The sequence below is a fragment of the Micromonospora sp. CPCC 206060 genome (assembly GCF_036906895.1).
Classification (GTDB): Bacteria; Actinomycetota; Actinomycetes; order Mycobacteriales; family Micromonosporaceae; genus Micromonospora.
In genome coordinates this window covers 73,922-88,852 of sequence record NZ_JBAKHU010000009.1, presented here as the reverse complement: position 1 = coordinate 88,852, position 14,931 = coordinate 73,922, and the positions used below count along the sequence as shown (strand labels likewise).

At 72.2% G+C, this 14,931-nt stretch carries 12 protein-coding genes and 1 pseudogene; all 13 read left to right on the top strand.

What is annotated here, in order from left to right:
• The first annotated feature begins 43 nt into the window (after positions 1–43).
• The 13 genes and pseudogenes from V6U90_RS09880 to mltG all read left to right on the top strand — a co-directional run bounded on the left by V6U90_RS09880 (position 44) and on the right by mltG (position 14,931).
• Complete coding sequence (locus tag V6U90_RS09880) at positions 44–703, top strand: hypothetical protein (protein ID WP_334433726.1); 660 nt, start codon at positions 44–46, stop codon at positions 701–703.
• Between the two features lie 86 nt (positions 704–789).
• On the top strand, positions 790–2,619 hold the full coding sequence (aspS, locus tag V6U90_RS09875; protein ID WP_334433813.1) for an aspartate--tRNA ligase: 1,830 nt from the start codon (positions 790–792) through the stop codon (positions 2,617–2,619).
• Positions 2,620–2,742: 123 nt separating this feature from the next.
• Positions 2,743–3,557, top strand: a pseudogene (locus V6U90_RS09870) (sugar nucleotide-binding protein).
• Between the two features lie 88 nt (positions 3,558–3,645).
• Positions 3,646–4,230: a helix-turn-helix domain-containing protein gene (locus V6U90_RS09865; protein ID WP_334433722.1), complete on the top strand. Its 585-nt coding sequence runs from the start codon at positions 3,646–3,648 to the stop codon at positions 4,228–4,230.
• A complete protein-coding gene (locus tag V6U90_RS09860; RefSeq protein WP_334433720.1) occupies positions 4,227–5,564 on the top strand; it encodes an MFS transporter in 1,338 nt (445 codons plus the stop codon). The genes V6U90_RS09865 and V6U90_RS09860 overlap by 4 nt, the downstream gene beginning before the upstream one ends.
• A gap of 105 nt (positions 5,565–5,669) precedes the next feature.
• The gene (locus tag V6U90_RS09855; protein WP_334433718.1) at positions 5,670–5,888 is read left to right on the top strand and encodes a hypothetical protein; all 219 of its coding nucleotides are present in this window, start codon (positions 5,670–5,672) and stop codon (positions 5,886–5,888) included.
• Between the two features lie 75 nt (positions 5,889–5,963).
• Positions 5,964–7,535, top strand: a complete 1,572-nt coding sequence (locus V6U90_RS09850; RefSeq protein ID WP_334433716.1) for a replication-associated recombination protein A — start codon at positions 5,964–5,966, stop codon at positions 7,533–7,535.
• Positions 7,536–8,995: 1,460 nt separating this feature from the next.
• Positions 8,996–9,595, top strand: coding sequence for a hypothetical protein (locus tag V6U90_RS09845; protein WP_442933558.1), 600 nt, complete (start codon positions 8,996–8,998; stop codon positions 9,593–9,595).
• Positions 9,596–9,765: 170 nt separating this feature from the next.
• Positions 9,766–10,227, top strand: coding sequence for a DUF948 domain-containing protein (locus V6U90_RS09840; RefSeq protein ID WP_334433714.1), 462 nt, complete (start codon positions 9,766–9,768; stop codon positions 10,225–10,227).
• A 36-nt stretch (positions 10,228–10,263) separates the two neighbouring features.
• Complete coding sequence (locus V6U90_RS09835; RefSeq protein WP_334433712.1) at positions 10,264–10,569, top strand: hypothetical protein; 306 nt, start codon at positions 10,264–10,266, stop codon at positions 10,567–10,569.
• Positions 10,566–13,244 carry an alanine--tRNA ligase gene (gene alaS, locus V6U90_RS09830; protein ID WP_334433710.1) on the top strand — a complete coding sequence of 893 codons (2,679 nt, stop codon included), beginning with the start codon at positions 10,566–10,568 and terminating at the stop codon, positions 13,242–13,244. Before V6U90_RS09835 ends, alaS begins: the two co-directional genes overlap by 4 nt.
• Positions 13,241–13,699 carry a Holliday junction resolvase RuvX gene (gene ruvX, locus V6U90_RS09825; protein WP_334433708.1) on the top strand — a complete coding sequence of 153 codons (459 nt, stop codon included), beginning with the start codon at positions 13,241–13,243 and terminating at the stop codon, positions 13,697–13,699. Before alaS ends, ruvX begins: the two co-directional genes overlap by 4 nt.
• Positions 13,699–14,931 carry an endolytic transglycosylase MltG gene (mltG, locus tag V6U90_RS09820; RefSeq protein ID WP_334433706.1) on the top strand — a complete coding sequence of 411 codons (1,233 nt, stop codon included), beginning with the start codon at positions 13,699–13,701 and terminating at the stop codon, positions 14,929–14,931. Before ruvX ends, mltG begins: the two co-directional genes overlap by 1 nt.

Sequence of the window (14,931 nt, the reverse complement as noted above, 5' to 3'; positions counted from 1 at the left end):
CCCTGCTTCCCCGCCGAAGCGGACCCGTGGTCGCGGTGTGCCGGTGGCGATTGCGGTGGCGGCACTCGCCATGGTGCTTGCTCTCGTCTCGCTGCTGGTCTCCTGGCGGGCCCTGGACCAGGCCGGCGTCGCCCGTGACATCGCCCGGGCCGGTGGTGGTGCCGAACCGTCGCAGAGTCCTGTCGCCAGGACCCCGGCCGCGCAGGACGCCATCACGGAGCCTGCCCGGGAACCGACTTCCGGCGCCGAACCCGGCACCACCGTGGAGCCGTCTCTCGATCTGCGGACCCGTTACACGGCAAAGTACGAGAAGGTGACCCTGATTCTGCGCGCGGGATGCGACTCCAGCCTCGACATCGACCTCGACAAGCCGGAGGTCAGGGTGACGAACGGGGAGGACCTCCGGTTCAGCGCCCGGTGCGGTGCGAACCCGTCCCTGTTTGCCCTGGTCAACTCAAGGGGCAGCCAGGCGGACACCCCCCTGCTCACCCCAGCGGACTGCAACGTCCGGATCGAGCGGGCCCCGATCGGCCCGGACATCACGGTGCCGGCTCGTAAGGGCGTGGTGATCTGCGTCAAGACCTCGTTGGCCGACGCCCGGCAGAGCGGCGACACCTGGAAGATGGCCCTGGTCGAGGTGACCGGTACCAGTGACGACGGGACGGTGACCATCGAGGTCACCGCCTGGGACATCCCCGGCTAGCGTCCGATTCGTGCCCGGGATGGGCGTCTCCGGTCCACCCTGACAGAATGCGGGGGCAGACCGATCCAGATGAGGAGACGCTTCTCGTGATCCGTACCCATGACGCCGGAAGCCTGCGCGCGACGGACGCCGGCAGCACGGTGACCCTCGCCGGGTGGGTGGCCCGCCGACGCGACCACGGCGGTGTCATCTTCGTCGACCTGCGGGACGCCTCCGGCGTGGTGCAGGTGGTGTTCCGCGAGGGCATGGATTCGGCGCACGCGCTGCGCAACGAGTTCTGTGTGCGGGTGACCGGTGAGGTGACCCGGCGCCCCGAGGGCAACGACAACCCCGAGCTGCCCACCGGCCAGATCGAGGTCACCGCCAGCGAGCTGGTCGTGCTCTCCGAGGCCGCGCCGCTGCCGCTGCCGGTGGACGACCAGGTCGAGGCCGGCGACGACATCCGCCTGCGGTACCGCTACCTGGACCTGCGCCGCAGCGGCCCGGCAAAGGCGATGCGGCTGCGCTCGCAGGCCAACCAGATCGCCCGGAAGGTGCTGCACGACCGCGACTTCCTGGAGATCGAGACCCCGACGCTTACCCGCTCCACCCCGGAGGGTGCCCGGGACTTCCTGGTCCCGGTCCGGTTGCAGCCTGGCAGCTGGTACGCCCTGCCGCAGTCCCCGCAGCTGTTCAAGCAGCTGCTGATGGTCGGCGGCATGGAGCGGTACTACCAGATCGCCCGCTGCTACCGGGACGAGGACTTCCGGGCCGACCGGCAGCCGGAGTTCACCCAGCTCGACATCGAGATGTCCTTCGTCACCGAGGACGACGTGATCAGCCTCGGTGAGGAGATCGTCGCCGCGCTCTGGTCCAAGCTGGCCGACCACGACATCCCCCGGCCGATTCCCCGGATCACCTGGCACGACGCGATGGCCCGGTACGGCTCCGACAAGCCGGACCTGCGCTACGGCGTGGAGCTCACCGAGCTGACCGACTACCTGCGCGGCACCGAGTTCCGGGTGTTCGCCTCGGCGATCGACGCGGGCGGGTACGTCGGCGCGGTGGTCATGCCCGGTGGCGCCAGCCAGAGCCGCAAGGAGCTGGACGGCTGGCAGGACTGGGCCAAGGCGCGCGGTGCGCGGGGCCTGGCGTACGTGGTGCTCGACGCGACCAGTGGCGAGGCGCGGGGACCGGTGGCCAAGAACCTCTCCGCCGAGCACCTGGCCGGGCTCGCCGACGCGGTCGGCGCCAAGCCCGGCGACGCGGTCTTCTTCGCCGCCAGCACGAACACCCGCGAGGCGCAGGAGTTGCTCGGCGCGGCCCGGGTGGAGATCGCCAGGCGGGCCGGGCTGGTCGACGAGAGCGCCTGGGCGTTCTGCTGGGTGGTCGACGCGCCGATGTTCGAGCCGACCTCCGACCAGGAGAACGGCTCGGCGGGCGGCTGGACGGCGGTGCACCACCCGTTCACCTCGCCGAACGCCGAGTGGATGGACCGGTTCGAGGAGGCGCCGGACCGGGCGCTGGCCTACGCGTACGACATTGTCTGCAACGGCAACGAGATCGGTGGCGGTTCGGTCCGTATCCACCGGGGCGACGTGCAGAAGCGGGTCTTCGACCTGCTCGGTATCACCCCGGAGGAGGCCCAGGACAAGTTCGGCTTCCTGCTGGACGCGTTCAAGTACGGCCCGCCGCCGCACGGCGGTATCGCGTTCGGCTGGGACCGGGTCTGCATGCTGCTCGCCGGGGCGGACTCGATCCGTGAGGTGATCGCCTTCCCGAAGACCCGGGGCGGCTACGACCCGTTGACCGGGGCGCCGACGCCGATCACCGCGCAGCAGCGTACCGAGGCGGGTGTCGACGCCAAGCCGAAGCCGGCGGCGGTACCGCACACCGGTACCGCCGGTCCGGCCGCCCCGGTCGCCGACCCGGTCTGAATCGCCGACCCGGTCTGACCGGCCACGACCCCACCTGTCGGCGTTGATCATGAAGTTGTTGTCGTCCGGTACGGCGTGTCGGGGCAATAACTTCATGATCAACGCGGTGGGGCGGTGGGGCGGATGACGCTGCTTGTGGTGGGTGCCAGCGGGCACCTCGGTGGCGAGGTGTGCCGGCGGGCACTCGCGGCGGGGGAGCACGTCGTCGGGACGTACCACCGGCAGGCCGCGCCCATCGACGGCGTCGACTGGCGGCGGCTGGACGTGCGCGACGGCGCCGCGGTGCGGACGCTGGTCACGACGGTGCGCCCGAACGCGGTGGTGGGCAGCGCCTACGTGTACGCCGACTGGACGGTCACCGCGGACGGCGCGGCCCACGTCGCGGCAGCCGCCGCCGAGGTGGGCGCCCGGCTGGTGCACATCTCCAGCGACGCGCTGCACGGCGGCCGGCCGCAGCCGTACCCCGACGACGAACCGCCCTCGCCGATCTTCCCGTACGGCGCCGCGAAGGCGGCGGCCGAGACCGCGGTACGCCTGGTCGACCCGACCGCCGCGCTGGTCCGCACCTCGCTGATCCTCGGGGACGAGCAGAGTAGGCAGATCCGGCTCTGCCTGGACGCCCTCGCCGGCCGGGCAGCCCTCTACACCGACGAGATCCGTTGCCCGGTGGGCGTGGACGATCTGGCGGCGGCGGTCCTGGAGTTGGTGGCCGGTGACTACGCGGGCCCCCTCAACGCCGGTGGCCCGGACGAGGTGAGCCGGCTGGACCTGGGTCGGTTGGTGGCCCGCCGGTACGGGCTGGACACCCGGGGGCTGCGCACGACGACCATCGCCGAGTCCGGAGCGGGCGTCCGGCCGAGATCCGGTTGACCGGGGTACGGGCCGCCGAGGTGCTGAAGACCCGGTTGCGCGGCGCCGCCGAACTCCTGGCCAACTGACTCGCAGGCGACACGTGGTCGCTGATCTCGCCGCACCGTAGATGCAAAGAACTTGTGCATGGTTTCTATGCACAGTTATTGTGCATCTATGTCTGAGAACGACGACCAGCGGACCGTCCACCTCGACAGCCGGCAGATCCGGGTGCTCGCCCACCCGCTGCGGATCCGGCTGCTCGGCATCCTGCGGGCCGAGGGCCCGGCCACCGCGACGATGCTCGCCCGCACCCTGGACACCAACACCGGAGCCACCAGCTACCACCTGCGCCAACTCGCCGACGTCGGGCTCGTCGCCGAGGACCCGGACCGGGGTACCGCCCGGCAACGGTGGTGGCGGGCCGCACACCACCTGAGCTCGTGGGAGCCCACCGACTTCGACCACGACCCGGACGCCCGCGCCGCCGCCGAGTGGATCCAGGCCGACCAGGTACGCATCCTCGCCGAGCAGGCCGACCGGTGGCTGGCCGTCCAGCACGACTACTCACGCGACTGGCGTGACGTCGCCGGCATGGGGGACACCCTGCTGACCCTGGGCCCGCGCCGGCTGCGCACGCTCACCGACGAGCTGTGGCAGGTGATCGAGCGGTACCAGGACAACCCCGCGCCGGACGACGAGGACGCCCAGCAGGTGGTGCTCTTCCTCGCCGGGTACCCGCGTCCCCGGGACGACCGGTGAGCGCGCTGACCGTCCGGCAGGTCCGCCAGCGCTACCTGACCCTGCACGGCCTGCGCTGGCTCCCGGTCGGGCTGCTCTTCCCGGTGATGATCCTGTTGATGCAGGAGCGGGGCCTCTCTCTGGCCCAGATCGGCCTGGTCGTGGCCGCCCAGGGGGTGGTCGTGCTGGCGCTGGAACTGCCCACCGGCGGGATCGCCGACGCGCTCGGCCGCCGACCGGTGCTGCTCGCTGCCGCCGGTCTGCACCTGGCCGCGCTGCTGCTCTTCGCCGTCGCCGACACCGTCACCCTGTTTCTGCTCGTCTTCTTCCTTCAGGGCGTGCACCGGGCCCTGGACAGCGGTCCACTCGACTCCTGGTACGTCGACACCGCGCTCGCCGCCGACCCGGCCGCCGACTTCGAGGGTGGCCTCAGTGCCGGGGAAGTGGTCACCGGGCTGGCCATCGGCGCCGGCGCCCTGCTCAGCGGGGCCCTGGTGGCGATCGGCCCGGTCGGCCCGGTGAGCGCCTTGACCGTTCCGGTCCTGGTCGCCGCAGTCCTGCAACTGGTCTCACTGGTTGCGCACCTGCTGCTGCTCACCGAGGGGAGTCCGGAGGCCGGTCGGGCGGCGCTCGGTACCTCGCTGCGGGCCGTGCCGGCCACCATCGGCGGTGCGCTCGGGCTGCTGCGTCGGTCCCGGGTGCTGATGGCCCTGGTCGGTGTCGAGTTGTTCTGGGGGTTCGGCATGGTGACCTTCGAAGGGCTGCTGCCGGTCCGGCTCGCCGAGGTGGTCGGTGACCCGGACCGGGCCGCGATCCTGCTCGGGCCGGCCAGTGCGGCCGCCTGGCTCGCCTCGGCCGCCGGTGCCGCGCTCGCCGTACCGGTCAGCCGGTGGATCGGGGCCGCCCCGACCGCCGCCCTGCTGCACATCCTGCAGGGCGGCACGGTGGTCGGGATGGCCCTGCTGGCCGGGCCGGTGGGCATCCTCATCGCCTACCTCGCCTGTTACGCGGTGCACGGTGCGGCCAACCCGCTGCACATGGGGCTGTTGCACCGCCAGGTCGACGGGCCGTACCGGACCAGCGTGGTCTCGCTCAACTCGATGGTCTCGCTGCCGGCGGGAGCGCTCGGCGGGGTGCTGTTGACCGCCCTGGCCGGGGCGACCACCGTCAGCACCGCCCTGCTCGCCGGAGCCGTCGTGCTCGCCTGCGCCGCACCGCTCTACCTGCCCGCCTGGCGGGCAGGCCGGCGGGTGACCGGGCCGGTCGGGGACGGGAGCCAGGCCGGGGACGGGGAAGGGCCCCCGGTGGAACTCAAGTTGGTTAACCGGGGGCCCTTCCTCTACCAAAAGCGATAACGGGGGGCCCTTCCTTACACTGCCCCGTCCAGGGTGGAGATTGACGATCGGTCCGTTTGGGTACATCGGGGTCGACCTACTGGTAACCCCCACCGGAGGACTGGAATGCTCGCCATCGCTGCGGCTGTCGTCTTTGGTTTCGCGCTCCTGCTCGACCTGCTCAACAGCAATCTCGGTGCGCCGGACCTGTTCAACTGGCAGACCCTCACCCTGATCGGGCTGCTGCTGCTCTCGCTCTACCTGGCCGGGGTGGGTCGGGGCGCCGGACGGACCGGCGGCGGTGGCGGCCGCTGGTACCGGGGCCGCCGACCGGGTCGCGGCTGACCCGAACTGATCATCACCGGCCCGGCCCACGCCGCGTTTTCGTCGCCCGTGGGCCGGGCCGGTACTGTCTGCGTGATGGAGTCCGACGCCCTCTTCTCCCTCGCCGAGCCGGGCGAGGCGCGTGGCGTGCCCACCGGTACGGTGCGTGCCGACGGTTTTACGGCACCGGACCGGAACTCTCCGCTGCCGGTCCGAATGCGCCCGGTGACGATCGATGAGCTGGTCGGCCAGGAACACCTGCTCGCCCCCGGTTCCCCGCTGCGCCAGCTGGTGACCGGCACCAGCCCGATGTCGGTGATCCTCTGGGGGCCACCCGGGTGCGGCAAGACCACCATCGCCCACCTGGTGGCCGGGGCCACCGACCGCCGGTTCGTCGCCATGTCGGCGCTGTCGGCCGGGGTCAAGGACGTCCGCGCGGTGATCGAGACCGCGCGCCGCGAGCGGCGGGCCGGCGGCCGGCCCACCGTCCTCTTCATCGACGAGGTGCACCGCTTCAGCAAGACCCAGCAGGACTCGTTGCTCGCTGCCGTCGAGGACCGGACGGTCACCCTGCTCGCTGCGACCACCGAGAACCCGTACTTCTCGGTCATCTCCCCGCTGCTGTCCCGCTGCGTGCTGCTCACTCTGCAACCGCTGACCGACGACGCGGTACGCGGCCTGCTGCGCCGCGCGGTCACCGACGAGCGTGGGCTGGGTGGCGCGGTCACGCTCGCCGCCGACGCCGAGGACCACCTGGTACGTCTCGCCGGCGGCGACGTCCGCAAGGCACTGACCGCCCTGGAGGCGGCGGCCGGTTCCGCGCTGGCGCTCGACGCCGCGCAGATCGACCTTGCCGTTGCCGAGCGGGCGGTGGACGTGGCGGCGGTCCGCTACGACCGTGACGGTGACGCCCACTACGACGTGACCAGCGCGTTCATCAAGAGCATGCGCGGTTCGGACGTGGATGCCGCCCTGCACTGGCTGGCCCGGATGCTGGTGGCCGGGGAGGACGCCCGGTTCATCGCCCGCCGGCTGGTGATTTTCGCCAGCGAGGACGTCGGCATGGCCGACCCGAGTGCGCTCAGCGTGGCGACCGCCGCCGCGCACGCGGTGGAGTACGTCGGTCTGCCCGAGGCCCAGCTCAACCTGGCCCACGCGGTGATCCACCTGGCCACCGCGCCCAAGTCGAACTCGGCGACCACCGCGATCGGGGCGGCCATCGCCGACGTCCGGGCCGGCCGGGGCGGCGGGGTGCCCCGCTCCCTGCGGGACGCCCACTACTCGGGCGCCCGGGGCCTCGGGCACGGCCGGGGCTACCGGTACCCGCACGACGACCACCGGGGCGTGGTGACGCAGCAGTACGCCCCGGACGACCTGGTTGGGGTCGACTACTACCAGCCGAGCGGGCACGGGGCGGAACGCGCGGTGGCCGGCCGGCTGCCGTTGCTGCGCCGGATCGTGCGCGGGCAGGGACCGAATCCGGCGACGGACACCCCGGCCAGGGCTGGGACGGGTACGCCGGCCAGGGCCGAGATGGACACCCCGGCCAGGGCTGGGACGGGTACGCCGGCCAGGACCGGGGACATGGCGCCGGCCGACGACCGGCCCGCGACTGGCGACGCGACAGGCGAGGACGGCAGCGAAGCTGCCGGAAAGGAACACCAGTGAGAGGGCGGGGCTCCGACCGACCGGAGGATGGTACCGACGACCTGCGGGACGGGCGTACCAAGGGACGCCGGTGGGGCAGGGGGAGGAGCGAGGAGCCGGCCGAGGAGCCGGTCAGCGCCGAGGAACTCGGCTGGATCGACGACCTCCGGACAGCCAAGCAGCAGCGTACCGAGCTGGGGCCGGACGGCGGCGCCGCCGCCGGGCCGTGGCCCGGTGAGCCGGTCCGGCCGGCGGGCCACCCGCGTCCCCCGCAGTCCCCGGCACCCCGGGTGCCCGACGCTCCCGCACCGCCGCCCCCCGCCGCAGCGCCGGGGTCGGAGCGGCGACCGGCTCCACCGCGTACCCCGCCCGCACCGCCGCCCGCCGTCAGCCGGCCGGGTGACCGGGACGCCGGCCCCGAACCGACCGGCGAGGTGACCGGCCCGGTCGGTGCCGGTGGCCGCCGCCGGGTACCCGACACCAGCGGACCCGGCCTGGATCCCCGCACCGGGGGTATGCCCGTCGTGCCGCAGTCCGGTAACGCGCCGGTACCGCCGGTGGTACCGCGTTCGGGTAACGCGCCGGTGCCCCCGGTGGTGCCGCAGTCCGGTAACGCGTCGGCGCCGCCGGTGGTGTCACGTCCGCCCGGCGCTCCGGTGCCGCGTCCGGGAACCGTGCCGGTACCGCCTGCCGCCGACGCCGCCCCCGGCCGGTCCGGGCGGCGCCCGACGGACGAGCCCGCCGCTACGGATGGCACCACACCCCGCCCGGCTGCCCGCGCAGCGGTGCCGCCGCCGGTCGCGGGCCGGGCGGCGCCACCTCAGCCCGGTCCGTCGCCACGTCCCGCGCCGGTACCACCCCGCGCCGCTGGACCCACCAACGCGGGCCGGACCAGTCCGGAGGTGTCGGGGGAGATCCCGGGGCGGCGTCGGTCGGATCCGGAGGTGTCGGGGGAGATCCCGGGGCGGCGTCGGTCGGATCCCGAGGCGTCCGGTGAGATCCCGGGGCGCCCGGCAGCGAGGCCGGGTCAGCCGCCTGCCGCGCCGGGGCCCCGCGCGGCCGGTTCGGCACCTCCAGCACCCGGGCCGGTGACCGGTTCGGCGCGTCCGCCCGCACCCGTGGTGGCCCGGGCCGCCGCGCCGGTGGGCCGGCCACCGGGTGCGCCCACCGACGAGCCGTCCGGAGCGCCGGCCCGGCCCGCCGGCCCCGGCACCCCGCCCCGACCGGCATACCGCGCCGGTACCCCGGACGACCCGACCACCAGCGGCCCGGTGCCGGTCCGCGCCGCTGCCGTCGTACCCCCGCCGGTATCCGGCGGCCCGGCCGGCCCGGCGGCAGTCGGCGGTCCCGAGCTGCGGCGGGGGGCCAGTGACGACCCGGAGTGGGAGCCGGACGTCTCCCCCCGACCGGCGACCGGTGGCGCCTTCCAGGTCGCCCGTTCCGAGTTGCGCCGCCAGATGCGGGAGCGGCGCCGGCTGCGGATGGGTGTCCTGGCGCTGGTCAGCGTGATCCTGCTCGGCGCGCTACCGCTCTACTTCGGCGTCCGGGCGCTGAGCCGGGACCCGGTCTTCGACTCGCTCGACGCGCTGGACGTGCCCGCCTGGGCGGCGACGGAGACCGAGGACGCCATGTCGGGCAGCCGGTGGTGCCTGCTCGACTGCCGGCTGCGGGAGCGGACCGTGCAGTCGCAGCGCCCGCCGGAGGAGACCGCCCGGGTGTACGAGCGGGCGCTGACCGAGGCGGGCTGGCGCCCCTGGAAGGTCAGCCGCTGCCCGGAGCAGCCAACCAAGGGGCGGTACACCTGCTGGCGGCAGGACGAGCTGACCCTCGACCTCTGGGTACGCGAGCCGACCTGCGCCGTCGCCCAGGAGTCGGCCGCCCTGCCGGTGGAGCCGACCCCCACTCCGCCGGCTGAGGCCGCGACGTGCGAGGGGTCGCTGGTGTCGGTCAAGGTGCGCAACGCCATCGACGACGAGCGGATCGGTCCGCAGCCGAGTACCGATCCGTCGCTCACCGGTGAGGATCCGTTCCCGATCATCACCGAGGATCCGTTGGAGGACGTGACACCGTCACCGTCGTGAGGCCATCGGACATCACGGACGGTAGGGTCTGGGGCTGGTGCCGGGATCGCCCGTCGCCGGCTGCGGTCCTGCCCAGGCGTGGACGGTGCCGGGCAGGCTTGGCGGGTGGGTAGGACGGTCGTGCGTTCCGGGATGTCCGGTGGGCGGAACAATTCTGTAGGAGGACAGGCGTGGATGGTGGACAGGTCGCTGCGCTGATCGCGGCCGGCGCGTTCCTGATGCTCGTGCTCGTGCTGGCGGTGCCGATCCTTCGGCTGCGGCACACCGTGGACGCGGCGACCCGGGCGATCAACGATCTCAACGACCGCACCGCGCCGCTGCTCGGTAACGTCAACACCACGGTGGAGAACGTCAACACCGCGCTCAACCAGGTGCACACCTCGCTCGACGGGGTGAACCTCCAGCTTGCGAAGATCGACACGATGACCGGGCACGCGCAGAACGTCACCGCCAACGTGGCCAACCTCGCCACGGTGATCTCCGCTGCCGCCGCGAACCCGCTGATCAAGGTGGCCGCGTTCGGGTTCGGTGTCCGCAAGGCCGCCGCCGCCCGCCGGCACGCGGAGACCGAGCGCGAGGTCCGCGACACCATCAAGCAGCAGCGCCGCGCCGCCAAGCGGGCCAACCGCTGATCCGGCCGGCTGCGGGCACGACAGGAGAATGAGGCCATGAGGCGCTTGCTGTGGTTGGGCGTGGGGCTCGCTGTGGGTGCGCTGGTGGTGCGGAAGATGACCCGTACCGCGCAGGCGTGCACCCCGGGCGGGATCGCGCATTCGTTGACCGAATCCGCTGGCGGACTGGTCGAGTCGCTGCGAAGCTTCGTCGACGATGTCCGCGAGGGGATGGCCGAGCGGGAGCAGCAGATCCACGAGGCGTTCGCCCAGGGCGTGGCGTACGACGACCAGTTCGCCGAGCTGCGGGAGGACCCGCGCATCGGTGACCGAGAGATCTTTCCGGAGGAGCACCAGCGATGAAGACGGCGGAGATCAAGCGGCGGTATCTCGCCCACTTCGAGGCGAACGGCCATGCCGTGGTGCCGTCCGCTCCGCTGCCCGCCATCAGCGACCCGAACCTGCTGTTCATCAACGCCGGCATGGTGCAGTTCGTGCCCTACTTCCTGGGCCAGCAGACCCCGCCGTACCCGCGCGCGGTCAGTGTGCAGAAGTGCATCCGTACCCCGGACATCGATGAGGTCGGCAAGACCAGCCGGCACGGCACGTTCTTCCAGATGAACGGCAACTTCTCCTTCGGCGACTACTTCAAGGCCGGGGCGATCCCGCTGGCCTGGGAGCTGTCCACCAAGCCGGTCGCCGAGGGCGGCTTCGGGCTGGACCCGGAGCGGATCTGGGCGACGGTGTACCTCGACGACGACGAGGCGTACCAGATCTGGCGTTCCGTCGGGGTACCGGCGGAGCGGATCGTCCGCCGGGGCAAGAAGGACAACTTCTGGTCCATGGGCATCCCCGGCCCGGCCGGTCCCTGCTCCGAGCTGTACTACGACCGGGGCCCCGCCTACGGGCGCGAGGGCGGCCCGGAGGTCGACGAGGACCGCTACCTGGAGTACTGGAACCTCGTCTTCATGCAGTACGAGATCGCCGACGTGGTCGACAAGGAGACCTTCCGGATCGTCGGTGACCTGCCCAAGAAGAACATCGACACGGGCATGGGCCTGGAGCGGATCGCCTCGATCCTGCAGGGCGTCGACAACCTGTACGAGATCGACGAGGTCAAGCCGATCCTGGACCGGGCCTCGGAGCTGACCGGCAAGCGGTACGGCGCGCACTCCGGCCACGCGGCCAGCGAGTCGCACCCGGACGACGTGCGGCTGCGGGTGATCGCCGACCACGTGCGGACCGCGCTGATGCTGATCGGTGACGGGGTCACCCCGTCGAACGAGGGGCGCGGCTACGTGCTGCGCCGGATCATGCGCCGGGCGATCCGGTCGGTCCGCCTGCTCGGGTACGGCGACCGGGCGCTGCCCGAGCTGCTGCCGGTGGCCCGGGACTGCATGTCCCCGTCCTATCCCGAGCTGGCCTCCGACTTCGACCGGATCTCGCAGTACGCGTACGCCGAGGAGGACGCCTTCCTGGCCACGCTGCGCGCCGGGACGACGATCCTGGACACGGCGATCGCCGAGACCAAGTCGGCCGGGAAGTCGGCGCTCTCCGGTGACAAGGCGTTCCAGCTGCACGACACGTACGGCTTCCCGATCGACCTGACCCTGGAGATCGCCGCCGAGCAGGGGCTGAAGGTCGACGCGGAGGGCTTCCGCCGGCTGATGGCCGACCAGCGGGCCCGGGCCAAGGCGGACGCGGCGGCCCGCAAGACCGGGCACACCGACCTGTCGGCGTACCGCACGGTGCTGGACGCGGGCGGCCCGGTGGAGTTCACCGGCTACACCGAGGTGTCCCGCGAGTCGCGGGTCCGCGCGGTGCTCGCCGGGGGCGGTCGGGTCGAGGCGGCGGTCGAGGGCGACACCATCGAGTTGGTGCTCGACGCCACCCCGTTCTACGCCGAGGGCGGTGGTCAGCAGCCCGACCTGGGTCTGATCACGGTCGGCGGCGGGCAGGTCGAGGTGCTCGACGTGCAGCAGCCGGTACCGGGCCTGATCGTGCACCGGGCCCGGGTGGTCCGGGGTGAGGTACGCAGCGGCGAGTCCGGGTACGCCGAGATCGACGTGACCCGCCGTCGGGCGATCTCCCGCTCGCACACCGCGACGCACCTGGTGCACCAGACCATGCGGAACTTCCTCGGCGAGTCGGCGACCCAGGCGGGTTCGCTGAACGCCCCGGGTCGGCTGCGGTTCGACTTCAACACCCCGACCGGGGTCGCGCCCAGCGTGCTGCACGACGTCGAGCAGCAGGTAAACGAGGTGCTCCTGGCCGACCTGGAGGTGCACGCCTTCATCACCAGCCAGGAGGAGGCGCGGCGGCTCGGCGCGATGGCGCTGTTCGGCGAGAAGTACGGCGAGGAGGTCCGGGTCGTCGAGGTGGGTGACTACGCCCGGGAGCTGTGCGGCGGTACCCACGTGTCCCGCTCCGGCCAGCTCGGCCTGGTGAAGATCCTCTCCGAGTCGTCGATCGGTTCCGGGGTACGCCGGGTCGAGGCGCTGGTCGGCATCGACGCGTTCCGGTTCCTGGCCAAGGAGCACCTGCTGGTGTCCCGGCTGGCCGAGCTGTACCGGGTGCCGGGCGACCAGGTCGCCGACCGGGTGGAGCAGACCATCACCCAGCTCCGCGACGCCGAGAAGGAGCTGGAGAAGCTCCGCGCCCAGATGGTGCTGGGCGGCGCGGCGGCGCTCGCCGGGCAGGCGGTCGACGTGCGCGGGGTCGCCTACGTCGGCACCGAGGCACCGGAGGGCGCGGCCGGCAACGACGTGCGTACCCTCGCCCAGGAGATCCGCGGCAAGATCGACCCGGCCCGTCCGGCGGTCGTCGCGGTGGCCGCCCGGGCCAATGGCAAGGCGTCGCTGGTGGTGGCGCTGAACGCGGCGGCCAAGGGGCGCGGCCTGTCGGCCGCCGACCTGGTCAAGGCGGCCTTCTCCGGTCGGGGCGGCGGCAACGCCGACCTGGCCCAGGGTGGCGGCCTGCCGGCCGCCGAGGCGCCGAAGTTGCTGGCCACCGTCGAGAAGGCGATCGCCGACGCGTGAGTGGTCTGTCCCGAGGGGTACGCCTCGGCGTGGATGTCGGCCAGGTCCGGGTCGGAGTCGCGCGCTCCGATCCGGACGGCATCCTCGCCACCCCGCTGGTGACCGTCGCCCGTGACCTGACCGCCGACGCCGACAAGGTGCCGGCCGACATGGCGGAACTGGCCCGTCTGGTCGAGGAGTACGCCGCCGTCGAGGTGGTTGTCGGCCTGCCGGTGAACCTGGCCGGGAAGGAGGGCCCGGCGGCCCAGCAGGTACGCGCCTACGCTGACCGACTGGCTGATGTAATACTGCCTGTTCCGGTCACGCTGAAGGACGAGAGGATGTCCACGGTCGTGGCATCTCGTAGGCTGGCAGAGCGTGGCGTCCGGGGGAAGCGTCAGCGCGCGGTGGTCGACCAGGCGGCTGCCGTGGAGATCCTGCAGAGCTGGCTAGACGGGCAGCGGAGGCGGACCTGATGATCGACGAGCTGGACGACGCGTTCGACGAACGCGAGCGGGAGCGTGAACGGGAGCGGGAGCGCGGCGACAAGGGCCGGCACCGCCGCGCCTACGTGGAGAACCGCCGCAAGCGGGGGGAGGGTAAGGCCGGTGGCCGGGGGAAGACCTTCTTCGCCCTGCTGATGACCCTGGTCCTGCTCGGCACGCTCGGCGGCGGCATCTGGTACGGCTACGACCGGATCCAGGGCTTCTTCACCGCCGCTGACTATTCCGGCGGCGGCACCGGCGAGGTGGTCGTCGAGGTGAAGGCCGGGCACACCGCCACCGACATCGCCAACACCCTCTACTCGGCCGGCGTGGTCAAGAGCGCCAAGGCGTTCATCGAGGCGGCCACCGAGAACTCCCGCAGCAAGGGCATCCAGGCCGGGTCCTACAAGCTGCGCAAGCAGATGCGCGCGGCGGACGCGCTTGCCATGCTGCTCGACCCGAAGAGTCGGGTGGTCAACGGGGTGATCATCCCCGAGGGGACCACCGCCAAGCGGACCTACCTGCTGCTGGAGAAGGCCACCAAGATTCCGGTCGCGGAGTTCGAGAAGGCGGCGAAGGATCCGCTGGCCCTCGGCGTGCCGGACTTCTGGTTCAAGCGCAGCGACGGCAAGAAGGTCGCCCCGTCGATCGAGGGCTTCCTCTTCCCCTCCACCTACGAGATCCCGCCGAAGGCGGACGCGGCGAGCATCCTCAAGCTGATGGTGGACAACTTCCTCACGGTCGCCGGGGAGATGGAGTTCGCCGACCGGGTGCAGAAGGAGCGCGGCGGCATCACCCCGTACGAGGCGTTGATCGTGGCGTCCCTCGCGCAGGCCGAGGCGGGCAACAAGGACGACCTGGGCAAGGTCGCCCGGGTGGCCTACAACCGGCTGTACGGCGAGTTCCCCTGCAACTGCCTGGAGATGGACGTCACGGTCAACTACTACCTGGAGCTGACCGGGCAGAAGACCAAGACCTCCAAGCAGATGACCCAGGCGGACATGGACAACCCGAAGAACCCGTACAACCGAAAGCTGCCCGGCATGATCCCGACCCCGATCAACAACCCGGGTAAGCAGGCCATGGAAGGGGCGATGGACCCGCCGCCCGGCAAGTGGCTCTACTTCGTGGCCATTGACGACAAGGGGCACTCGGCGTTCGCCGATACCTACGAGCAGCACCGGAAGAACGAGGCGAAGGCCAAGGAGAACGGGATCATCTGA